The organism is Caballeronia sp. SL1002 (assembly GCF_057814995.1).
The window spans coordinates 1,526,565-1,548,848 of record NZ_JBYMUW010000002.1 but is presented as its reverse complement, the minus strand read 5'-3'; the positions used below and the strand labels follow the sequence as shown (position 1 = coordinate 1,548,848).

Below are 22,284 nucleotides of genomic sequence, written 5' to 3'. Positions count from 1 at the left end.
CGCACCATGTGGAGCTACATCCTCAAACGCATCCTGCTGATGATCCCGACGCTCGTCGGCGTGCTCACGCTGACCTTCGCGGTGATCCAGTTCGTGCCGGGCGGCCCGGTCGAGCAAGCGGTACACGACCTGCGGCGCGGCGCGAGCGAAGGCGGCACGTTCGGCATGCGCGCCCACACCGGCGTGGATGCGCAGCAGGTCGCGCAACTCAAGGCGCTCTACGGCTTCGACAAACCGCCGCTCGAACGCTACATGCTGATGCTCGGCAAGTTCGCGCGCTTCGATCTCGGCGAGAGTTATTTCCGCCATCAGAGCGTGTGGTCGCTGATCGTCTCGAAATTGCCGGTGTCGATCAGCATCGGTCTATGGACGTTTTTCATCACGTATCTGATTTCGGTGCCGCTCGGCATCGCGAAAGCCGTGCGCAACGGCTCGACCTTCGATATCGCGACGAGTTTGATCGTGCTCGTCGGCTTTGCGATTCCGGGCTTCGTGCTCGGCGTGCTGCTGCTCGTGCTGTTCGGCGGCGGCTCGTTCTGGCAGCTTTTTCCGCTGCGCAATCTCACCTCCGACAACTGGGCGACGCTCAGTCTCGGCGGCAAGATCGCCGATTATCTGTGGCACATCACGTTGCCCGTGCTGGCGTCGGTGGTGGGCAGTTTCGCCGTCATCACGATGCTCACGAAGAACGCCTTCCTCGACGAAATCCGCAAGCAATACGTGCTGACCGCGCGCGCGAAGGGCTTGTCCGAGCGGCGCGTGCTGTGGAAACACGTGTTCCGCAACGCGCTGCTGCCGCTGATCGTGGGGTTTCCGGCGGCGTTTATCGGCGCGTTTTTCACGGGCAGCTTGTTGATCGAGACGCTTTTTTCGCTCGACGGGCTGGGGCTGCTGTCCTACGAATCCGTCGTCCGGCGCGACTATCCGGTGGTGCTCGGCACGCTCTACCTCTTCACGCTGATCGGCCTCGCGACCAAACTGATCTCCGACCTGTGCTACGTCTGGGTCGATCCGCGCATTCAATTCGACCAACTGGAGCGCTGATTTGAACCGGACCGCCCGCCAACGCCGCGCGCCCAACGGCAGCGACGCCCAGCCGATCCGCGCGCCGCGCTCATCCACACCCGGACAACGCGTCTGGCTGCGTTTCCGGCAAAACCGGCTTGGCTACTGGAGCCTGATCGTGTTCCTGATCGCGTTCGCGGTGAGTCTCGCCGCGCCGCTGTGGTCGAACGACAAGCCGCTCGTCGTGCGCTATGAAGGGCACCTGTACTTTCCGCTTGTGCAAACCTACGCCGAAACCACGTTCGGCGGCGATTTCCCGACGCCCGCCGATTACCTCGATCCGTACATCCGCGACCGTTTCAGCGCGCCGGGCAATTTCGCGGTCTATCCGCCGAATCACTACTACTACGACACGCTGAACTACTTCTCGAAGGGCTCGAACCCCGCGCCGCCGTCGCGCGAAAACTGGCTCGGCACCGACGACCGCGGCCGCGACGTCTTCGCGCGGCTCGTCTATGGCTTTCGCGTGTCGGTGCTGTTCGCGCTCGTTCTGACGGCGATCGGCACCGTGCTCGGCATTCTCGCGGGCGCCGTGCAGGGCTATTTCGGGGGACGCACGGACATCACCGGGCAGCGGCTGATCGAAATCTGGAGCGCGATGCCCGAGCTTTACCTGCTCATCATCTTCGCGTCGATTTTCGAGCCGAGCTTCGTGCTGCTGGTCGTGCTGCTTTCACTCTTCGGCTGGATCGGCCTGTCGGACTACGTGCGCGCCGAATTTCTCCGCAACCGCACGCAGGATTACGTGCGCGCCGCGCGGGCGATGGGTTTGTCGAACGGGCAGATCATCTGGCGGCATATCCTGCCGAACAGCCTCACGCCCGTCATCACCTTCTTGCCCTTCCGGATGAGCGGGGCGATCCTCGCGCTCACCAGCCTCGATTTTCTCGGACTCGGCGTGCCGTCGCCGACGCCGTCGCTCGGCGAACTTCTCGCGCAAGGCAAGGCCAATCTCGACGCGTGGTGGATTTCGCTCTCCACCTTCGGCGTGCTGGTCGCGACGCTGCTCTTGCTGACCTTCATGGGCGACGCGCTGCGCAATGCGCTCGACACGCGCATCTCCGACGCCGTCAAAGCCGGAGGCGGGCAATGAGCGCGCTGCTGGAAATTGAAAACCTGCAGGTCCGTTTCGGCGAAACGATCGCCGTCGATAACGTGAGCCTCACGATCGCGGCGGGCGAGCGCGTCGCGCTGGTCGGCGAATCCGGCTCGGGCAAGAGCGTGACGGCGCTCGCCGTGCTGAGACTCTTGCGCGACGCCGAAATGCGCGGCGCGATCCGCTTCGACGGCGTCGATCTCCTCGCTACAAGCGAACGCGCGATGCGCGGCCTGCGCGGCTCGGACATCGCGATGATCTTCCAGGAGCCGATGACCGCGCTGAACCCGCTATACACAGTGGGGGATCAGATTGTCGAGACGATCGTGCTACACGACGGCGTGTCCGCGCGCGACGCCCGCAAGCGCGCAATCGCGCTGCTGGCGCGCACGGGGATCGCCGAGCCGGAAAAGCGGATCGACCGTTATCCTCACCAGTTGTCGGGCGGACAGCGCCAGCGCGTGATGATCGCGATGGCGCTCGCGTGCCGTCCGCGCCTGCTGCTCGCCGACGAGCCCACCACCGCGCTCGACGTGACGATCCGCGCGCAGATCGTCGAGTTGCTGCTCGAACTTCAGCGCGACGAAGCCGAAGCGCGCGGCATGGCCGTGCTGCTGATTACGCACGACCTGAACCTCGTGCGCCGCTTCGCGCAGCGCATCGCGGTGATGGAGAAGGGCGTGCTCGTGGAAAGCGGGGCCGTCGATACGATTTTCGCGTCGCCGCAGCATCCGTACACACAGCGTCTGCTCGCGAGCCGTCCTCAACGCAGTGTGTTACCCGTGCTGCCGCTTGCGCCGGTCGTGCTCGACGCCCGAAACGTCACCGTCGATTACCCGACGCGCGTGCCCGGCATCGGCGGCTGGTTCCGTCGCGGCGCGTTCAAGGCGGTCGATCGGGTGTCCGTGTCGGTTCGGCAGGGCGAGACGCTTGGGATCGTCGGCGAATCGGGTTCCGGCAAATCCACGCTCGCGATGGCGCTGCTGGGCCTGCAGCGTTTGTCGGGCGGTGAGGTGGACTTTCAGGGCCGTGCGCTCGGCGACTACCGCGGCCGAGAGCGGACCGCGCTGCGATCGCACATGCAAGTGGTGTTTCAGGACCCGTTCAGCTCGCTATCGCCGCGCCACACGGTCGAGCGGATCGTCGGAGAAGGGCTCGCGCTGCATCGGCCCGAACTCGATGCCGCCGCGCGCCACGCCAAGGTCGTCGCCGTGTTGCGCGAAGTCGGCATCGACCAGACGGCGCTCGCGCGGTATCCGCACGAATTCTCCGGCGGCCAGCGCCAGCGCATTGCGATCGCCCGGGCGCTGGTGCTGGAACCGCGCATTTTGATCCTCGACGAACCGACAAGCGCGCTGGATGTGTCGATTCAGGCTCAAGTTTTGAAATTACTTGCCGATATACAGCAGAAGTACAACCTCGGTTACGTCTTTATTAGCCACGATCTTCAGGTGATCGGGGCGATGGCGCATCGGGTGGCGGTCATGCAAGATGGAATTATTGTGGAAACCGGTGAGGTGGAGAATATTTTTGCCGCGCCGTCGCACGCCTACACAATAAAGCTGCTGAAAGCGGCAATGGAAACCTAATTTTCACCAATTAGGTGCCTGTCTCAATTGTATTTTTCTATTCCTTTTGACAGCCAAATAATTCCTAGCTAGTATCGTCCAAACTTTCCGTATCGCTCTGATTTCTCAGACATTTCTCGCAAAAACTACCGACCGATGCAGCAATTAAATTTGACTCAGACATGCGTGCGCGCCGCAGCCGGCATGTTGATCGGCCTACTGATGACAGCAGCTTCGCCGGTGTTCGCCGACGAAGCCAGCAGTTCGACCCAAAATGCCAGCAATGGCATTTTTTTGTCGTCTAAAGCAAACGATGTCTACCCCGTAGCCGACGCGGGTAGCACGCCCGGTACAACCCGCTCGTTCCTCTCCGGCATGGCAAGCAAGGCAGGCGACGTCGTCGTCGGCGCGCTCAACATGATCGGCGTGCGTTATCGCTGGGGCGGCAACACACCGGATTCGGGTCTCGATTGCAGCGGTTTCGTCCGTTACGTGTTTCAAGACACGCTCGGGATGACGTTGCCGCGCCGTGCCGAAGAAATGAGCCGCGTGGGCGAGAAGGTTCGCGTAAGCGAACTGAAACCCGGCGATCTCGTCTTCTTCAATACGATGCGCCGCTCGTTTTCGCACGTGGGCATCTATATCGGCGACAACAAGTTCGTGCATTCGCCGTCCACCGGCAGCACGATCCGCGTCGACGATATGGACAACAGCTACTGGGAAAAGCGTTTTACCGGCGCGCGACGGATCGACGCTGCGTTCACGGTCGATGGCGCGGATCTGCGTCAACGCGTGAGCGCGACCATCGGTAACGGCAGCGGCAACTAAGCAGCTGTATCGGTCGTAGCAGCAAAAAGCCCGCCTTCGCAAGAAGGCGGGCTTTTTACGTTTGGATCATTCGATCCGCATCCAGCACAAAAAAGCACCGCCTTCGGCACACAACTTGACAGGCCGCCGTTGTGCCGCGCTGAACCCTTTCCGTACAATCCGCGTCCGTTGATCCGCGTTCTTTGATTCACATCAACGGCGTTCGCAACCCATCCGCGCAAAGCCCGCTTCCTCGATATCGCCGGTGCCGCTGCCCGAAGACAACGAGTCAACGAGGCAAGTCAAAAACATTACGTGCGCGCGACTATTTTGCAATCCGAATTAAAGGCGTCCGCGTGTTCACGCGCGGACGCCTGTCTTACCTCTTAACACCCGTTACCGCTCACGAATGGAGAAGGATCATGGGAAAACTTGACCTGTCGCGTCGCGGTTTTCTGAAAACCAGCGTCTTGGCTGGCGTATCGGTGGTCATTGCGCCGATCGGCAGCCGTGCGTTCGCGGCGCTCTTCGAGGAGCGCATCCTCGCGCCCGCGCCGTGGGATGTCGCGACCGGCCAGCCGAAGTCGCGGCTCGACGGCATCGCGAAGGTGACGGGCGCCAAGGTGTTCGCGCGCGACATGCGCGCCGCCGATCTGCCGCACTGGCCGAACCGTCAATCGCACGCGCTCATCTTGCGCGCGACGCTCGCGGACCGTCTCTACGAAGGCTTCGATCTCACGCGTCTCGGCGATCATTTGCAGCCGGACCGTGTCGTCACCGCGGACGATCTCGCGCGCGACGGCCTCGCGTTCCCGGCGTTCTACGGCGACGACGCGCTCTTGCCGCCCGGCAAGACGCCCGCGTATCTCGGGCAGGCCGTCGCGATGCTGATCTACCACGACTTCGCGCGCTTTCGTTTTGCGAAGGACGCGCTGCAATTTCACGACGACACGATTCGCTACGGCGCGAAATCCGGGCCGCTCGAACGCGATCCTTGGGGCACGTTCCGCTTCGTGCGGGTCGGCGGTGAGAAGCCGGACGACGACGACATCTTTTCGAGCCTGAAGGACGCGCCGATCTTCCCGAGCATGATGCGCAAGCACGCGCCGGTGTGGCCCGACGGCCGCGATCACGGCAAGCTCGACGAGACCGGCATGTTCCACGCAAACAGCATCGCGGCCGAGCTCGATCATCCGCCGGCCGGCTGGACGGTGCTGAACAAGACCTACAACACGCAATCGGTCGATACCGCCGCGCTCGAACCCGACAACGCGAACTGCTGGTACGACGCGGCCACGCAGTCGCTGCACATGGTGGTGCCGACGCAATCGCCGCAGGAAGTCGCCGACAGCGCCGCGGGCATGGTCGCCAAGTGCCGGTTCCCGGTGAAGAACCTGTTTCTGCATCCGTGCTACACGGTCGGCTATGGGTCGAAGGATCACTTCAACATGCCGTTCTACGGCCTGATCGCGGCGATGTACGGCGATGGGCATCCGGTGCGCCTCGCCAACGACCGCTACGAGCAGTTCCAGAGTTCGCTCAAGCGCCACGCGTTCAAGATGGACTACACGCTCGCCGTCGATACGAAGACGGGCCTCATGCAGTCGTTCAAGGCGTATTTCGAGGCGAACGGCGGCGGCCGCTGCAACTTTTCACCGTCGGTCGCGATGGTGGGCGCAACCGCCGCGCAATCGATCTATTACCTGCCGAAAAGCGATTTGACCACGGTGGCGATCGCGTCGCGCGCCGTCGATGCCGGTTCCGCGCGCGGCTACGGCACGCTGCAGAGCATGGCCGCGACCGAGATGATGGTCGATGAAATCGCCTCGCAGCTGAATCTCGATCCGATCGAATTCCGTCTGACCAACGCGCTGCGTTCCGGCATGAAGAACACGCAAGGTGCGATTGCGGCAGGCGCGATCCGTGTGGACGAAGTATTGAAAAAGGCCCAGCAGCACGCCCTGTGGACCGGGCGCGCGGACCGGAAAACGCAGTACGAACTGATGCATCCGGCCAAGCGTTACGGCGTGGGTTTTGCGTGCGTGCAGAAGGATTTCGGCACCGGCGCGGAGAGCTCGCTCGCGAAGGTCGAGATCGACGCGCACGGGCGGATCGCGCTGTACCACTCGGCCGCCGAGATCGGCACCGGCATGTCGACCTCGCAGGCGTTCGCGTGCGTGAAGTGGCTCGGCAAGCCCGCGTCGGACGTTTTCACCTCGGTGACCGAATGGCGCGATTTGCCCGTCACGACGAGCGGCGATCCGTACATCATGTCGCAGGCGGAGCAAGACCGCTTGTCGAAGAATCCGCGCTGGTCGCCGTCCTATGTCTCGCCGTCGAGCGCATCGAACTCGGCGTTCTACTTCGCGCACACGACGCGCGAGGCCGCGCGCGTTGTCTTCACACACGGGCTCTGGCCCGCCGCGATGTCGATCTGGCGTCGCGGGATCGGCGGCGGGCAGGCTGCGCCGATCGTGGTGAGGATCGACGACGCGCGCTGGGTCGATGGCAAGCTGTCCGCCGACGGGCTCGAACCGTTGCCGCTCGAATTGCTGGCGAAGACGGCGCACGAACTTGGGCTCGTGACCGGCGCGGCCGTGCACGGCTTTAACCGCTGGCAGTGGAGCGAGGCGGAGTTCGAGATCGGCGGCGCGCTTCTGCGGCTGCCGCTCGACGGGCTTTCTCTGCGGATGGGTGCAGGCGCAAAGACCGCGAAAGACGCGAAAGACGCGAAAGACGACGCGCCGCCGCAGCCATACCGCGTGCTCGATCGAAAGCGCGTCTTTATCCCGCCGGTTGCGCGCAACAACGCGGACGTGACGTATTACAGCGCCGTCGGCACGCTCGTTGAACTCGCGGTCGCAACGGGCAGCGGCGAAGTCGAATTGCTTTCGCATCATTCGATCGTGGAGTGCGGCAACATGATTTCGCCTCAACTGGTCTCGGGCCAGTTGCAGGGCGGCCTCGCGATGGGGATCGGCCATGCGCTCCACGAATATCTGCCGCTCTACGAAGACGGCCCGGGCAACGGCTCGTGGAACTTCAACCGCTACAAGATCCCGCGCGCCGCCGACGTCGCCGTCTGGACGCAAACCGGCGAAATCCTCCCGCCGCTGACCGACACCGATCCACCGAAAGGCATGGCCGAAGTGACGATGATCCCCGTGGTCGGCGCGATCGTGAATGGTCTCGCGCACGCGATCGGTCACCGCTTCACCGATCTGCCCGTCACGCCGCAACAGATTCAGGACGCACTCGCATGACAACTTCGACCGCAATCGCGGAGCAAGCGCTCTCGCTCACCCTCAACGGCCAGCCGGTCGGACCGTTCCAGGTGCCCGAAGGGCTGATGATGATCGACTTTCTCCACAACTATCTGAACCTGACCGGCTCGCGGCTCGGCTGCGGCCAGGGCGTGTGCCACGCGTGCGTGGTGATCGTCGATGAAGCGGGGCGGCAACCCATCGAAGTTCGCACCTGCATTACCGGCGCGCATTTTTTCGCGGGCAAGCGCGTGCGCACGGTCGAAGGCCACGCGACGCGCGATGCGAACGGCGCGGTGCTCGAACTGTCGCCCGTGCAGCAGGCGTTTCTGACGCACTTCAGTTTCCAGTGCGGTTACTGCACGCCGGGCTTCGTCAACGCGGCGACGATTCTGGTCGAGCGGCTCGCGCACGAGCCGGTAGCAAAGGAACGGCTCGAGGACACCATCATGCAGGCGCTCGGCGAGCATCTCTGCCGCTGCACCGGCTACGTGCGCTACTACGAGGCCGTGAAGGCGCTCGTGCTCGCGACGCCGGGTCTCGTCAAGGACGCGAAATGAGCCGCCGGTCGACTGGCATGTCCTTGCGCTTTCTCGGGCTGACGCTTGTCTGCGCGCTGTTCGCTGCGTGCGGACCGGCAGCGCCGTCCACATCGTCCGCATCGACGAAGGCCGCCGATGCCGCGCAGATCGAGCGCGGCCGCTATCTCGCCAAAGCCGCCGATTGCGCCGCGTGCCACACCGCGCCCGGCGGCGCGCCGTTCGCGGGCGGCATCGCGCTTTCGTCGGGATTCGGCACGTTTTATGGCACGAACATCACGCCGGACCGGCAGTACGGCATCGGCGCATGGAGCGCGGACGCGTTCTATCGCGTGTTGCACGAAGGCGTGACGCCCGCGCGGCGTCTGTACCCGGCGATGCCCTACACGTCGTATCGCGCGATGTCGCGCGACGATTCCGACGCCATCTACGCGTACCTGATGACGCAGAAGCCGGTCGCGGTCGCGAGCCGGGAAGCCAAGCTGCGCTTTCCGTTCAACCTGCGCGAGGGCATGCTGGTGTGGAACGTTCTGTTCCGCGATACGGCGCTGCCGGATGCATCGTCCGGAGCGTCGGCCGACTGGACGCGTGGCCGCTATCTTGCCGGGGCGCTCGGACACTGCGCCGAATGCCACACGCCGCGCAGAATTTTCGGCCAGCTCGATGCCAGCAAGACGCTGCAAGGCGCGGCGCTCGGCCGCGTCGCCGCGCCCGACATCACGTCGAACGGTCTGGTCGCGCGTGGCTGGACGGCGGCGGATCTGCAGACGTTCTTCGCGAGCGGCGTTGCGCCGCAAGGCTCGGCGTATGGCGAGATGCATCCGGTGGTGATGCTGAGCACGCAATACCTCAGCCACGACGATCAGCGCGCGCTCGCCGTCTATCTGCTCGGCGACACGCCGCCCGCCGCGCCGCCGCCGCGCCCGGCGTCAGCCGACGCCGCCCCGTTGCGTGCAGGCCGCGATCTGTATCTCGGCGTCTGCGCGGGTTGTCATGGCCGCAGCGGCGAGGGCAAGCCGCACGTTGCGGTATCGATGGCGGGCAACTCGACGGTCCGCGACGCCGATCCGCGTAACCTGCTGGTCGCGATGCTCGACGGCATCGAAACGCAGCGCTTTACCGGTCACGACAGCATGCAGTCGATGCCCGCGTTCGCGACGCAACTCAGCGACGCCGAATTCGCGCAACTCGCCAACTACCTGCGCGTGAGCTGGGGCGGCGGGGACGCGGATGTATCGGCGGCGTCGGTCGCGGCGTTGCGCTGATCGGCTGAGCCGGCGACTCGCCTAGACCGCCGCGCCACGCTGAACCAACTGGCGCTGCAATTCCGGCCAGATCTTCGCGACCGCTTCCTCGCCCGCGAGAATCGCCGCGTTGCGCTGGCCGAAATCGCTGCCGCTCATCGCGGCGAGGTTCGGGCGGATCACGACGTCGGCGTATTTGTCGAGTTCGTAGGCCTTGATGGTCTGGCCCATGATCGTGAAAGTTTGCATCAGCACGTCGAACGAACTTTGCGTGAGCGCCGCTTCCGGCCGCGCGGAAATATCGACGGCGATCACGAAATCCGCGCCCATCTTGTGCGCGAACGCGGCGGGCACCGGGCTGACCAGGCCGCCGTCCACGTATTCGTGGCCGCCGATCGTCACCGGCTCGAATATCGACGGCACGCTGCACGAGGCCCGCACCGCGACGCCGGTATTGCCGCGCTGAAACAGGATCGGCTGACCGGTTTTCAGATCGGTCGCGACGATCCCGAGCGGCTTCGCCATCTTTTCGATCGGCCGGTTATTGAGCACCTTGTTCAAATAATTCTGCAGCGCGACGCCTTGCAGAAAGCCGCGTGTGCGAAACGGCATGGCCCAGTCGCTGATCGACGCTTCGTCCATCGTCAGCGCCAGTTTGTTGATGCCGATGCCGCTCATGCCGGACGCCGACAGCGCCGCGATCACCGATCCCGCGCTCGTCCCGGCAAGCAGGTCCACTTTCACGTTGCGCGCTTCGAGTGCCTTGATCACGCCGATATGCGCGAACCCGCGCGCCGCGCCGCCGCCGAGCGCCAAGCCGATTCGAAGCGGACGAGCCGGACGTGAGGCAGGTTCCGCGGGCGGAACGGGCGCGGTGTTCTGGGCCGTCGTGGAAAGCGTGGACGTCGTGCAGGCGGTGAGCGCGGCGGAAAACGCCGCGAGCGAAAACGTGCGGCGCGAGAGGCGGGAAGACGAAGATTTCAAGAAATTCTCCAGCGATGCCGGGTTTCCGGCGTCGGGTTCAGGCATGTGCGTGTAGTGCGTGAATGCGATTGGCGTTGCGCCGAATCACGGTCGCGCGAGGCGAAAGTGACGCAAAATCGGCGCGCACATCATAAAACAACTGGAATGGCGCGAGCAAAGGAAGTCGGCGGCGCGCGTTTCGTGGGCGTGTGACGGCGACGGCGCGGCGAATGCAATAACGCACGGCAGGTATAATTTCGTCTCATTTTGATCGTCGGTGGCGGACGAACATCCCGCCCGCGTTTCGCCGACGCAACGTTCGGCCGCCATCGCCGCCCGCTTTATCCGGCGCGTGCGTGGCGTTTCTGCCGAACGCATTCCGCTATCGAGTAAAAGGCACATGACCCAAGTCCGCACCCGTTTCGCTCCGAGCCCGACCGGCTTCATCCATCTCGGCAATATCCGCTCCGCGCTTTATCCGTGGGCGTTCGCGCGCAAGATGAAGGGCGTTTTCGTGCTGCGTATCGAAGACACCGATCTGGAGCGTTCGAGCGACGCGTCCGTCGATGCGATCCTCGAAGGCATGGAATGGCTCGGCCTCGATTTCGACGAAGGCCCGTTCTACCAGATGCAGCGCATGGACCGTTATCGCGAAGTGCTCGGCCAGATGCTCGAGAACGGCCTCGCGTACCACTGCTACATGTCGACGGAAGAACTCGATGCGCTACGCGAACGTCAGCGCGAAGCCGGCGAAAAGCCACGCTACGACGGCACCTGGCGTCCGGAACCGGGCAAAACGCTGCCGCCGGTGCCCGAAGGCGTGAAGCCGGTGGTGCGCTTTCGCAATCCGGTCGACGGCGCAGTGAGCTGGGACGACGCGGTGAAGGGCACGATCGAAATCTCGAACGGCGAACTCGACGACCTCGTGATCGCGCGCCCGGACGGCACGCCGACCTATAACTTCTGCGTGGTCGTCGACGATCTCGACATGAAGATCACGCACGTCATTCGCGGCGATGACCACGTGAACAACACGCCGCGTCAGATCAACATCCTGCGCGCGCTCGGCGGCGAAACGCCGGTGTACGCGCATTTGCCGACCGTGCTCAACGAGCAGGGCGAGAAGATGAGCAAGCGGCACGGCGCGATGAGCGTGGTCGGTTATCGCGATGCCGGCTATCTGCCGGAAGCGGTGCTGAACTATCTGGCGCGCCTCGGCTGGTCGCATGGCGACGCGGAAGTGTTTTCGCGCGAGCAGTTCGTCGAGTGGTTCGATCTGGATCATCTGGGCAAATCGCCCGCGCAATACGATCACGACAGGCTGAATTGGCTGAACGCGCATTACATCAAGGAAGCCGACAACGCGCGCCTCGCGACGCTCGCGAAGCCGTTCCTGGCCGAACTGGGTATCGACGCTTCGGCGACCGAGCAGGGCGCGCCGCTTGAACTGGTGGTCGGGCTGCTGAAGGATCGCGCGTCGACGGTCAAGGAAATTGCCGAAAACGCCGCCATGTTCTATCGCGAACCCGTGATCGATGCGGACGCGTTCGCGCAGCACGTGACCGACGCGGTGCGTCCGGTCATCGCCGATCTGCGCGCGGCGCTCGGCGAAGTGGAGTGGAGCAAGGAAGCGATTTCGGCGGCCTTCAAGGCGACGCTCGGCGCGCACAAACTCAAGATGCCGCAACTCGCGATGCCGGTGCGGCTGCTGGTGGCGGGCACGACGCATACGCCGTCTATCGACGCCGTGCTGTTGCTGTTCGGGCGCGAAACCGTGCTGGCGCGTCTGGAAAAAGCGTCGGCCTGACGGTTGTCCGCGAGCACGGACCGTCGATGCAGCGCGTCCGTGCGCCCGAGAAACGCAAAATGCTCGAATCTTAGGCAGGGCGGCGAATAAATTTCAGTCCACGTCGCAAAAGGTATTTACAAGTTCAAAAACGGCCTTTAGAATCTCGTTTCTGTTCTGCAAGGGGGTATAGCTCAGCTGGGAGAGCGCTTGCATGGCATGCAAGAGGTCAGCGGTTCGATCCCGCTTACCTCCACCACAGAACGGTTTGAACGATTTTTTAGCGAGTTTTAAGGTTGAGTTCGAAGCCTGAAGCTATCGCAAAAAAGACTTCACAAGATGCAAAAAGCTGTTTAGAATTTCGCTCTTCGCTGGCACGGTTCGGTAGTAAAAGCAAGCCGGCGAAAGTAATAAGGCAGAGATAGTTTTCCAAGTTTCTGTCCCCTTCGTCTAGAGGCCTAGGACATCACCCTTTCACGGTGAGTACAGGGGTTCGAATCCCCTAGGGGACGCCAGAACATCGGCGGCTGCTAGAAAGCGCTGCTTAATTTGCGAGACGACGGTCCGCGAGTCGATGAAAAAGTAGTGGAGCGGTAGTTCAGTTGGTTAGAATACCGGCCTGTCACGCCGGGGGTCGCGGGTTCGAGTCCCGTCCGCTCCGCCAACTAGCATTAAGCGTTCTGAAAAGAATCCGGCTGATGAGCCGGTTTTTTTTTCCCGGAGCGAGAAGTTTTCCCGAGTTTGTCCCCTTCGTCTAGAGGCCTAGGACATCACCCTTTCACGGTGAGTACAGGGGTTCGAATCCCCTAGGGGACGCCAGAACATCGGCGGCGCTCGAAGTGCCGCAAGCCCGACGCGAAATACGTTTTACGCCGGGTCGATGAAAAGAAGTGGAGCGGTAGTTCAGTTGGTTAGAATACCGGCCTGTCACGCCGGGGGTCGCGGGTTCGAGTCCCGTCCGCTCCGCCAACGTAGAAGAAAAAATCCAGCCTCGCGCTGGATTTTTTTTCGCCCGATTTTTGCCTGATTCTCCGGCCAGATTTTGGCAAGCATCGCGAGCGACGCGCGCAACGAGGTAAAACTCTCCATTGCCAGCCCGTGCGCTCTGTCTTAGTGTTGAGGCACTTGATTCGGAGCCACGCTCCCGCCCGCGCGATGCTCGACCCCACAGAAGCGCTTTCTCCTTTTCATTTGCGTCAGGCGACGATGGCCGATTTCCAGTTCGCCGAAATGCTGACGCACGCGAACATGGACGGTTACTACCGTCGACACAATCTCGTCTGGCGCGGCGATCTCTTCCTCTGCAGCTGGTGCGAATCGGAAAATTTCGTGCTGGAGTCGGACGGCGTGCCGATCGGCGTCATGCGGATCACGGAGGAGAACAATTCGCTCCATATCCGCGATGTCCAGATCGTCGACGGTTGGCGCGGTCACGGCGCCGGCACCTATCTGCTTAACACCGCTCACCGCTGGGCGCGCGCGCGTGGTCTCGCCGAATGCCAGTTGCGCGTGTTTGTCGATAATCCGGCGGCGCGTCTCTATGTGCGCATGGGTTACCGGCCCGCCGGCCCGCGTCTCGCGCAACTCGGCGCGATCCGCCATATGGCGCGGCGCGTCTGACGCGCCGCCTCTGCAAAAACGCTCACTCTCGGCTGCGTTCCTGCGCGTCGCCTTGTCCGTCGCGGACAAAAAACGCCCGCGGACTTTCCCCGAACGCGCGCCGGAACATCGCGGAAAACGCACTCTGGCTTTGATATCCCAATTCGCGCGCTACCTGCGATAGCGGCCGCCCCTGGCTTAGCAGCGGAATCGCGCGCGCGAGGACGGCTTGTTGCCGCCATTGCGAAAAGCTCACGCCGAGTTCACGCCGGAACAGGCGCGCGATCGTGCGCGTGCTCGCACCCACTTCCGCCGACCAGCGTTCGAGCGAGTCGGCGGCGGCCGGATCGGCGAGAACGGCTTCGCAGAGCGCGCGCAGCCGCTTTTCGGCCGGCATCGGAACGGCGAGCGGCAGCGGCTCCGAACGCGTGATTTCGTCGAGTGCGAGCGTGCCGAGAAGCTGCTCGCGTGCGCGGGAAATCGCGGGATCGTCGAGGGCGGCGATCACTTCGCGCAACAACGGCGATACTTCCACGACGCGGCACGCATCGAGCGCTGGCGGCACGACGCTCTGATCGACATAAAGCGTGCGCAGAAAGGCATCTTCGACAATCACCATTTCGTGCGTCACGTTCGGCGGCAGCCAGATTGCGCGCGAGGGCGGCACCATCCACGTCGATCCGGCCGTCGCCATGCGCAACACGCCGCGCGACGTGTACGCGACCTGCGCCCACGCGTGCGTATGCAGCGCGATCCGCACGCCCGCGGACACGGCGCGCGAGCGCACGCGGATCGGATGCGCGTCAGTGGGCGCGTGCTCGGCGGGAATATCGAGATGCTCGACCTGTTCGTGCCAGGCGTTCGGTTCGGCGGATAAGGTCATGGTAGAGATTGCGTTTTGCCCGGCAATTTCCGATGGTAAGGCTTTTGCGCCATGCTCTGCATTTCAGCCTCTGTACGCGGCTTTTTCGTGCGGCATAATGCGTCGCTTGAGCGATGGTGACAGGGCAACGGAACGATGCAACACGTATTTATCTACGGCACGCTTCGCGCGGGCGAGATCAACGATATCCACCGCGCCGCCGAGCGCCACGGTATCGCGCAGCCGGAGCGGCTGGGATCCGCCTTCGTGAGCGGGCGTCTGTACGATTTCGGCGCGTATCCGGGCCTCGTGATCGACGCGGAGGGCGATCCGGTGCGCGGCGATATTTATCTCATCGACGACGCGCTTGCGCCCGTGCTCGATGAAATCGAAGAAGTGTATCCGGGCGTCGAGGGGCTGTTCATGCCGCATCGGCTGCGGGTGCGTATCGACCGTTCCGGCATTGAAGAAGCGTTCGATTGCCTGATTTATCCGGTGGCCGCGCGGGCGGTAGACGGTTTGCCGCGTATCGTCGGCGGCGATTGGGTCGAGCATCGCGCGAAAGCGTTGAAGCGCGCATGAAAAAACCGCCCGAGGGCGGCTTTCTTTTGAGACGAACGAACGGAATCGCTCAGATTTCCTCGTAAAGCGGCAACGTGAGGAATTCCGTGAAGTCCTCCGACGTCGTCATATCGACGAAAATTTTCGCCGCGCGGTCGTAAGGCTTCGTGTCGCCGCCGACCGACTGCTTGACCTTCTCTAGTTCCTGCTGCGAGAACTCCGTCACCATCGCGACCGTGACCTTGCGGCCGTCGTCGAGCTTGCCCTTCGGCGAGCGCAACCATTGCCACACTTGCGAGCGCGAGATTTCGGCGGTGGCGGCGTCTTCCATCAGGTTGTGAATCGGCACGCAACCGTTGCCCGCGAGCCACGAGCCGAGATAGTGAATCCCGACGTTGATGTTGCCGCGCAAGCCCGCTTCGGTGATCGGCGCTTCCGGACGGAAATCGAGGAGATCGGTGGCCGTCACCTGCACATCGGGGCGCTGCTTGGCGATCTGGTTGGGCTTGTCGCCCAACACCTTGACGAACTCTTCCATCGCGATCGGCACGAGGCCCGGGTGCGCGACCCAGCCGCCGTCGTAGCCGTCGCCCGCGTCGCGCGCCTTGTCGGAGCGCACGCCGCCCATCGCGCGGTCGTTGGCCGCCGGGTCGTTCTTGATCGGAATCAGCGCGCTCATGCCGCCGATCGCCGGTGCTTGGCGCTTGTGGCAGGTCTTCAGCAATTCGAGCGCGTAGGCGCGCATGAACGGCACGGTCATCGTGATCTGCGCGCGGTCGGCGAGGCAGAAATCGGCGTCTTTCTTGAACTTCTTGATCGCCGAAAAGATGTAGTCCCATCGTCCCGCGTTCAGGCCCGAGCTGTGCTCGCGCAGTTCGTAGAGGATTTCATCCATTTCGAAGGCCGCGAGAATCGTCTCGACCAAAACGGTCGCGCGGATCGTGCCACGCGGGATGCCGACGCTTTCCTGCGCCGCGACGAAAATGTCGTTCCACAGGCGCGCTTCGAGATGGCTTTCGAGCTTCGGCAGATAAAAATACGGACCCGCGCCACGCGCCAGTTGCTCCTTCGCGTTGTGAAAGAGGAACAGCGCGAAATCGAAGACGCCGCCCGACACGCGCTGACCGTCCACGGTGACGTGCTTTTCGTCGAGATGCCAGCCGCGCGGACGCACGATCAGCGTCGCGATCTTATCGTTGAGGCGATACGACTTGCCGTTCTGTTCGAGCGAAATCGTGCCGCGCACGGCTTCCTTCAGATTCAGATGGCCGGTCAACTGGTTATCCCAGTTCGGCGTGTTCGAATCCTCGAAATCGGTCATGTAGGAATCCGCGCCGGAATTCAGCGCGTTGATGATCATCTTGCGTTCGACCGGACCGGTGATTTCCACGCGACGGCATTCGAGCGCCTTCGGCAGCGGGGCGATGGTCCAGTCGCCTTCGCGGATCGCGCGGGTTTCGGCCAGGAAATCGGGCCGCTCGCCGGCGTCGAGACGCGCGGTGCGCTCGATGCGCGCCTTGAGCAGTTCCTGACGACGCGGCTCGAACGCGCGATGCAGTTTCGCGACGAGTTCAAGTGCGTCGGGCGTCAGGATGGTTTCGTAACCCGGCTTGATATCGGCGGTAATTGTCATGCCCTGGGGCAGCGTGAGCGAGTGAGCCATAGGTTCTCCTTGGTCGGTCGGACGGATTGCGTGAGGTTGTCTAGTGTTGAAAAAGTGCGGTGTGCCGGTCATACACCCGGGCTGTGGCGCATGCGGTCGGCGCTGCCGGCGTTTGCCTTGAAAACCTGCTGCTGACAGCCGCCCGCGATGAACGCCAGCAGATCGGCCATGCCGCGCCCGCTGCCGCGCGTCGTGACACCGAGCTCCTCGGCGGGAAGCGCGGCGCGATTGATCCAGAACGTCGTGTAGCCGAACCACGCGGCGCCCGCGACGTCCCAGCCATTCGACGAGACGAACACGATCTCGCGCGCCGCCGCGCCGAATGCCGTCGTGCCGAGCGCGTAGGCGGCGGACGCGGGCTTATAGGCGCGCACGGAATCGACGGAAAGCACGTGGTCGAAGAGGCCCGCCATGCCCGCGCTTTTCACGGCGATATCGAGCATCTGCGGATTGCCATTCGACAAAATGGCAAGCGGAATGCCGGTGCGCTCGCGCAGTTGGCGAAGCGCGGCGAGCGTGTCGGGGAACGCGGAAAGACACGCGTATTCGTCCATCAGACGCTTTTCGGCGGCGGCGTTGAGCGACGCGTCGAGCTTCAGACGCGTCGCGGCGAACCGCAGCGCGTCTAGCGTGATCGCCCAGAACGGCTCGTAATGGCTGCCGGCGGGATCGGCGAGCGTGCGCAACTGCGTGTATTCGATCTGCTTTTGCCGCCACAACTGCGAGAGCGCATCGCCGTGACCGGGAAAAAGCTGCTCCGCGGCGGCGACGACCGAATGCACGTCGAACAGCGTGCCGTAGGCATCGAAGATCACGGCGCGCGGCTGGCTGGGCAAAAGACTCGGATGACTGGCCGGCACGGCTCAACTCCTCTATAAGACACAAGAATTGTATTAGTGATCGAAGTGCGTCAGAAGAGGCACTCGAATCACTTGATCTTTTACTTTTTCATACCTAATCTTGGCGAAAATATAACGAATCAGGAATGTTGCGCATGGATCGCTTCAAGCAGATCGAAACTTTCTCGGCGGTCGCGGCGAAAGGCAGTTTGTCGGCGGCGGCGCAGGCGGAGGGCGTCGCGCCGGCGGTGATCGGACGGCGGCTCGACGCGCTGGAGGAGCGGCTCGGCGTCAAACTGCTGGTGCGCACGACGCGCAAGATCACGCTGACGTTCGAGGGATCGGCGTTTCTGGAGGACTGCCAGCGCGTCATCAACGATATGCAGAACGCGGAGGCGAGCGTTTCGGCGGGCGGCGTGAAGGCGAGCGGGCATCTGCGCGTATCGGCGCCAGCGGGTTTCGGACGCCGACACGTCGCGGCGCTCGTGCCGACTTTCACGGCGCAGCACCCGGATGTTTCGATTTCCCTCGATCTCACCGACCGCATGGTCGATCTCGTCAACGAAGGTTTCGATTGCGCGGTGCGGTTGGGCGACTTGCCGGATTCGTCGCTGGTGTCGCTCAAGCTCGGCGAAAACCGGCGCGTGTGCGTGGCGTCGCCTGAGTATCTGGCGCGGCGCGGCGCGCCCGCCAACCTCGCGGCGCTCGGTGGGCACAACTGCCTCGCGCTCGGCGCGAGCGCGAACCAGCAGCGCGGCTGGGTGTTCAGCCAGGCGGGCAAAGTGGTCGCGATCAAGGTGTCCGGCACGATGGAATGCTCCGATGGCGCGGTGCTCCACGAATGGTGTCTCGCGGGGTACGGGCTCGCGTGGCGCTCATGGTGGGAAGTGGGCGACGACGTCGCGGCGGGGCGGCTCGTCGCCGTGCTGGAGGAATTCGCCGCGCCGCCGATCGGCATTCACGCGGTCTTTCCGCAGCGCCGCCATTTGCCGCTGCGCGTGCGGCTCTTTCTCGATTTGCTGAAGCACACGTACAGTTCTCCGGGATATTGGGCCTGACCTCGGCTGACTGTTTGGCTGGCAGTTTGGCGCGAGCCGCCGGGCGGCTGTTACTACAATGGAAGGACGCAGCGACTGCTCAAGGAGAGCGCCATGTTCAAACACATTCTGGTTCCGACCGACGGCTCCGAGCTGTCGCAAAAGGCGATAGACGGCGCGATCGACCTGGCGCAGTCCGTCGGCGCGCGCCTCACCGCGTATGCGTGTCTGCCGCAATATCCGTATTCGCCGTTCGCGGATGTCGCCGTCGAGCCGCCCGACGATTTCCACGCGCGCGCCGAAAAGGAAGCCCTGGAGCATTTGCAGGCGGTCGAAGCGGCCGCCGCGCGGGTGGGCGTTGCGTGCGCGAGCGTGACGAGCGTGCAATCGGCGCCGTATGTCGGGATTATCGAGGCGGCGGTGGAGGGCGGTTGCGACGTGATCTTCATGGCGTCGCACGGACGGCGCGGGCTCGGCAGCCTGCTGATCGGCAGCGAGACGCAGCGCGTGCTCACGCATACCAAGATTCCGGTGATCGTTTATCGGTGAAGCTGTTTTAACTTTTCTCAGGTCAAGCGGCCTTCGTCGTGCGAAGGCCGTCTCCCTGATTTCTGCCTGCCGGCCCTAAGCTATCAAGCCACTTTCTTGTCGAAGAACTGCTCGTCTTCGGTCGAACCGTGGAGCGCCGTCGTCGATGCATCGCGCTCCACCGTCTGCGTGACCGCGTCGAAATAGCCCGTGCCCACTTCGCGCTGATGCTTCACCGCCGTGAAGCCCTTTTCGGCGGCGGCGAATTCGGCTTGCTGCATCTCGACGAACGCGCTCATTTGCGTGCGCGCGTAGCCGTGCGCGAGGTTGAACATCGAGTAGTTCAGCGCGTGGAAGCCCGCGAGCGTGATGAACTGGAACTTGTAGCCCATCGCGCCAAGTTCCTTCTGGAATTTGGCGATGGTCGCGTCATCGAGATTCTTCTTCCAGTTGAACGACGGCGAGCAGTTGTACGACAGCAGCTTGCCCGGGAATTCCTTGTGGATCGCTTCGGCGAATTTCTTCGCGAATTCGAGGTCCGGCTTGCCGGTTTCGCACCAGATCATGTCGGCGTAGGGCGCGTAGGCGAGACCGCGCGACACGGCTTGCTCGATACCCGGCTTCGTGCGGTAGAAGCCTTCGATCGTGCGTTCGCCGGTGAGGAACGGCTTGTCGTTATCGTCGACATCCGACGTCACGAGGTCCGCCGCTTCCGCGTCCGTGCGGGCGAGCAGGATGGTCGGCGTGCCGGACACGTCGGCGGCGAGACGCGCGGCGGTCAGTTTCGCGACGTTTTCGCGGGTCGGGACGAGCACCTTGCCGCCCATGTGGCCGCATTTCTTGACCGACGCCAGTTGGTCCTCGAAGTGAACGCCGGCCGCGCCCGCTTCGATCATCGATTTCATCAACTCGAACGCGTTCAGCACGCCGCCGAAACCGGCTTCGGCGTCGGCGACGATCGGCGCGAAGTAGTCGATATAGCCTTCATCGCCCGGATTCTTGCCTTCCGACCACTGAATCTGGTCGGCGCGCGTGAGCGTGTTGTTGATGCGCTTCACGACGAGCGGCACCGAATTCGCCGGATACAGCGACTGGTCGGGATACATTTCGCCCGCGACGTTGGCGTCGCCCGCCACTTGCCAGCCCGACAGGTAGATAGCCTTGAGGCCGGCTTTTACCTGCTGCATCGCCTGGTTGCCCGTCAGCGCGCCGAGCGCGTTGACGAACGGTTCATCGTGGATCGACGCCCACAGCTTTTCCGCACCGCGCTTCGCGAGCGTGTGCTCGACCGGCACCGAGCCGCGCAGACGCACGACGTCTTCCGCGCTATATGTGCGCTTCACGCCTTTCCAGCGCGGATCGGTTTCCCATTGCTGATGCAGTTCCTGAGCTTGCTGTTGACGCGACATGGCGTTTCTCCTTGATTTACCGATAGGCCGAATGGGATAAGTCTGTCTCTTTTGAGGTGAGCTGCACTCGCTCCGGAGGGCGTTTCGTTTGCTCAACTCTTATATAAGAGTCTAGGCAAATCCGAGAGTGAGAGGCGGTCGGTCGAACGCTTTCCGAGATAAATTTAAGCGTTAATAATCAGGTGCTTGTAGTCTAGATTTCACAATGAGAAACGACATCTTCCATCTTGCAACGAGGCGAATTGTGCCAAGCAGCAAATCTTTTGCGAGACAAAACATCATTTCGCATCGTGAAAAATCGGGACGATCCAGCACGCGCCATTGAAAACCGGCTTACGCGAAGCTTTTGCGGCCATGCATACTGGCGAAACTGAAAGCAGCGGACGACGGGGCGACATGGCGGCGACAGCGGAGCGCAGCGGGTGGTTGAGGTTTGTCGGAGAAGGGCCGGGCACGGGCATCGGCCTGATGATCGCCACGACGGCGCTCTTCGCGGCGAGCGACTCCACGGTGAAGGTGATCGGCGGAGCGGTGCCGTTGCTCGCGCTTTTATGGGTGCGATACCTGTTCCAGACGATCGTGCTCGGCGCGTGGCTCGCACGCACCGACCTACGCGGCCTTTTTCGCACCGGCAATTTCAAGCTTCAGGTGGTGCGTGCGTTGTTGCTGTTGACCAATTCGGCGTGCACGTTTGCGGGATTGCGCAGTCTGCCGCTGCCGGTCACGACTTCTCTTGCAATGCTCGCGCCGCTCATCTCGACGCTGCTCGCGGCCGTCGTCCTGAAGGACGAGGTCTCGAAAGGGCGCTGGGCGCTGGTCGTGCTCGGATTTATCGGCATGCTGCTGGTAGTGCGCCCGGGCAGCGGCCAGTTTACGTGGGCCGTCGCGTTTCCGATCGGCGCGGCCACGACTTTCGCGTGCTTCCAGGTCGTGTCGAGCCATCTGTCGCGGCTTGAGGATCCGGTCACCACCAATTTTCTGACGGGACTCGTTTCGACCATCGTGCTGTGTCTGCTCGTCTGGGCCGGACAGGCCGAGATCCTGCCCGCGATCGCGCAGGTCACGTGGAGCCACTGGTTGCTCGTGCTGCTGATGGCAACCGTCGCCACCGCCGGACAATTGCTGATGCTCCAGGCGCTCAAGCGCGCGCCGCTTTCGCTTTTGACGCCGTTCAGCTACGGGCAGCTCGGTTTTGCGGCGTTCTTCAGCTGGCTGCTCTTCGATCAGGTGCCGGACCTGTGGATGGCGATCGGTATGGGCGTGATCGCGCTCTCCGGCATCGCGACGGTGGTGCTGAATACGCGCAAGCCGCTGCCGGGCGTGAGCGTCGAGCCTTTGGAACCGTGAGCTTGGGCGTCGGCGTTCGCGTTGCCGCGCGCGGACGAAAAAAAACCGATGCGTAAGCATCGGTTTTTTGTTTGGTGCAGCCGGAGGAGGCCTTGAAGCGGGATCGTC

Annotated in this window: 18 protein-coding genes and 5 tRNA genes; 18 read left to right on the top strand and 5 right to left on the bottom strand. The window is 63.2% G+C overall.

The window, feature by feature from the left end:
- Positions 1-6: 6 nt before the first annotated feature.
- The 7 genes from AC3D25_RS09785 to AC3D25_RS09755 all read left to right on the top strand — a co-directional run bounded on the left by AC3D25_RS09785 (position 7) and on the right by AC3D25_RS09755 (position 9,603).
- Positions 7-1,044, top strand: coding sequence for a microcin C ABC transporter permease YejB (locus tag AC3D25_RS09785; RefSeq protein WP_488888210.1), 1,038 nt, complete (start codon positions 7-9; stop codon positions 1,042-1,044).
- 55 nt (positions 1,045-1,099) lie between these two features.
- Positions 1,100-2,158 (top strand): ABC transporter permease, encoded by a 1,059-nt coding sequence (locus AC3D25_RS09780; protein WP_488889654.1) that lies wholly within the window; start codon positions 1,100-1,102, stop codon positions 2,156-2,158.
- Complete coding sequence (locus tag AC3D25_RS09775; protein WP_488888209.1) at positions 2,155-3,750, top strand: ABC transporter ATP-binding protein; 1,596 nt, start codon at positions 2,155-2,157, stop codon at positions 3,748-3,750. Before AC3D25_RS09780 ends, AC3D25_RS09775 begins: the two co-directional genes overlap by 4 nt.
- A gap of 135 nt (positions 3,751-3,885) precedes the next feature.
- Positions 3,886-4,557, top strand: a complete 672-nt coding sequence (locus AC3D25_RS09770) for a C40 family peptidase (RefSeq protein WP_488888208.1) — start codon at positions 3,886-3,888, stop codon at positions 4,555-4,557.
- Positions 4,558-4,958: 401 nt separating this feature from the next.
- Positions 4,959-7,799: a xanthine dehydrogenase family protein molybdopterin-binding subunit gene (locus AC3D25_RS09765; protein ID WP_488888207.1), complete on the top strand. Its 2,841-nt coding sequence runs from the start codon at positions 4,959-4,961 to the stop codon at positions 7,797-7,799.
- Positions 7,796-8,359 (top strand): (2Fe-2S)-binding protein, encoded by a 564-nt coding sequence (locus AC3D25_RS09760; RefSeq protein WP_488888206.1) that lies wholly within the window; start codon positions 7,796-7,798, stop codon positions 8,357-8,359. Before AC3D25_RS09765 ends, AC3D25_RS09760 begins: the two co-directional genes overlap by 4 nt.
- The gene (locus AC3D25_RS09755) at positions 8,356-9,603 is read left to right on the top strand and encodes a c-type cytochrome (protein ID WP_488888205.1); all 1,248 of its coding nucleotides are present in this window, start codon (positions 8,356-8,358) and stop codon (positions 9,601-9,603) included. Before AC3D25_RS09760 ends, AC3D25_RS09755 begins: the two co-directional genes overlap by 4 nt.
- Positions 9,604-9,624: 21 nt before the next feature.
- Here AC3D25_RS09755 and AC3D25_RS09750 read toward each other — a convergent pair whose 3' ends face one another.
- The gene (locus tag AC3D25_RS09750) at positions 9,625-10,566 is read right to left on the bottom strand and encodes a patatin-like phospholipase family protein (RefSeq protein WP_488888204.1); all 942 of its coding nucleotides are present in this window, start codon (positions 10,564-10,566) and stop codon (positions 9,625-9,627) included.
- Positions 10,567-10,945: 379 nt separating this feature from the next.
- Between AC3D25_RS09750 and gltX the strand changes: the two genes are divergently transcribed.
- The 7 genes from gltX (at position 10,946) to AC3D25_RS09715 (ending at position 13,951) form a co-directional block, all read left to right on the top strand.
- Positions 10,946-12,352 (top strand): glutamate--tRNA ligase, encoded by a 1,407-nt coding sequence (gene gltX / locus AC3D25_RS09745; RefSeq protein WP_488888203.1) that lies wholly within the window; start codon positions 10,946-10,948, stop codon positions 12,350-12,352.
- A 162-nt stretch (positions 12,353-12,514) separates the two neighbouring features.
- Positions 12,515-12,590 (top strand) — tRNA-Ala (locus tag AC3D25_RS09740).
- A gap of 180 nt (positions 12,591-12,770) precedes the next feature.
- Positions 12,771-12,846, top strand: a tRNA-Glu gene (locus AC3D25_RS09735).
- 72 nt (positions 12,847-12,918) lie between these two features.
- Positions 12,919-12,995: transfer RNA gene (locus AC3D25_RS09730), tRNA-Asp, on the top strand.
- 79 nt (positions 12,996-13,074) lie between these two features.
- Positions 13,075-13,150, top strand: a tRNA-Glu gene (locus tag AC3D25_RS09725).
- 73 nt (positions 13,151-13,223) lie between these two features.
- Positions 13,224-13,300: transfer RNA gene (locus tag AC3D25_RS09720), tRNA-Asp, on the top strand.
- 186 nt (positions 13,301-13,486) lie between these two features.
- A complete protein-coding gene (locus AC3D25_RS09715; RefSeq protein ID WP_488888202.1) occupies positions 13,487-13,951 on the top strand; it encodes a GNAT family N-acetyltransferase in 465 nt (154 codons plus the stop codon).
- 22 nt (positions 13,952-13,973) lie between these two features.
- On the opposite strand, the gene AC3D25_RS09710 is transcribed toward AC3D25_RS09715, so the two are convergent.
- Complete coding sequence (locus AC3D25_RS09710; protein WP_488888201.1) at positions 13,974-14,813, bottom strand: AraC family transcriptional regulator; 840 nt, start codon at positions 14,811-14,813, stop codon at positions 13,974-13,976.
- A gap of 135 nt (positions 14,814-14,948) precedes the next feature.
- Between AC3D25_RS09710 and AC3D25_RS09705 the strand changes: the two genes are divergently transcribed.
- The gene (locus AC3D25_RS09705) at positions 14,949-15,374 is read left to right on the top strand and encodes a gamma-glutamylcyclotransferase family protein (protein WP_488888200.1); all 426 of its coding nucleotides are present in this window, start codon (positions 14,949-14,951) and stop codon (positions 15,372-15,374) included.
- A gap of 49 nt (positions 15,375-15,423) precedes the next feature.
- On the opposite strand, the gene aceB is transcribed toward AC3D25_RS09705, so the two are convergent.
- Both aceB and AC3D25_RS09695 read right to left on the bottom strand, forming a co-directional pair.
- Positions 15,424-17,016 carry a malate synthase A gene (gene aceB, locus AC3D25_RS09700; protein ID WP_488888199.1) on the bottom strand — a complete coding sequence of 531 codons (1,593 nt, stop codon included), beginning with the start codon at positions 17,014-17,016 and terminating at the stop codon, positions 15,424-15,426.
- 68 nt (positions 17,017-17,084) lie between these two features.
- Entirely contained in the window at positions 17,085-17,876 is a 792-nt protein-coding gene (locus tag AC3D25_RS09695) for a haloacid dehalogenase type II (protein WP_488888198.1), read from the bottom strand.
- A gap of 134 nt (positions 17,877-18,010) precedes the next feature.
- Here AC3D25_RS09695 and AC3D25_RS09690 point away from each other — a divergent pair, with 134 nt between their 5' ends.
- Positions 18,011-18,913, top strand: a complete 903-nt coding sequence (locus AC3D25_RS09690; protein WP_488888197.1) for a LysR family transcriptional regulator — start codon at positions 18,011-18,013, stop codon at positions 18,911-18,913.
- A gap of 93 nt (positions 18,914-19,006) precedes the next feature.
- Positions 19,007-19,441: a universal stress protein gene (locus tag AC3D25_RS09685; protein WP_488888196.1), complete on the top strand. Its 435-nt coding sequence runs from the start codon at positions 19,007-19,009 to the stop codon at positions 19,439-19,441.
- A gap of 83 nt (positions 19,442-19,524) precedes the next feature.
- Here the strand turns inward: AC3D25_RS09685 and aceA are convergent, their stop codons facing one another.
- Complete coding sequence (aceA, locus tag AC3D25_RS09680; RefSeq protein ID WP_488888195.1) at positions 19,525-20,829, bottom strand: isocitrate lyase; 1,305 nt, start codon at positions 20,827-20,829, stop codon at positions 19,525-19,527.
- A gap of 396 nt (positions 20,830-21,225) precedes the next feature.
- Here aceA and AC3D25_RS09675 point away from each other — a divergent pair, with 396 nt between their 5' ends.
- The gene (locus tag AC3D25_RS09675) at positions 21,226-22,176 is read left to right on the top strand and encodes a DMT family transporter (protein ID WP_488888194.1); all 951 of its coding nucleotides are present in this window, start codon (positions 21,226-21,228) and stop codon (positions 22,174-22,176) included.
- Positions 22,177-22,284 lie beyond the last annotated feature (108 nt).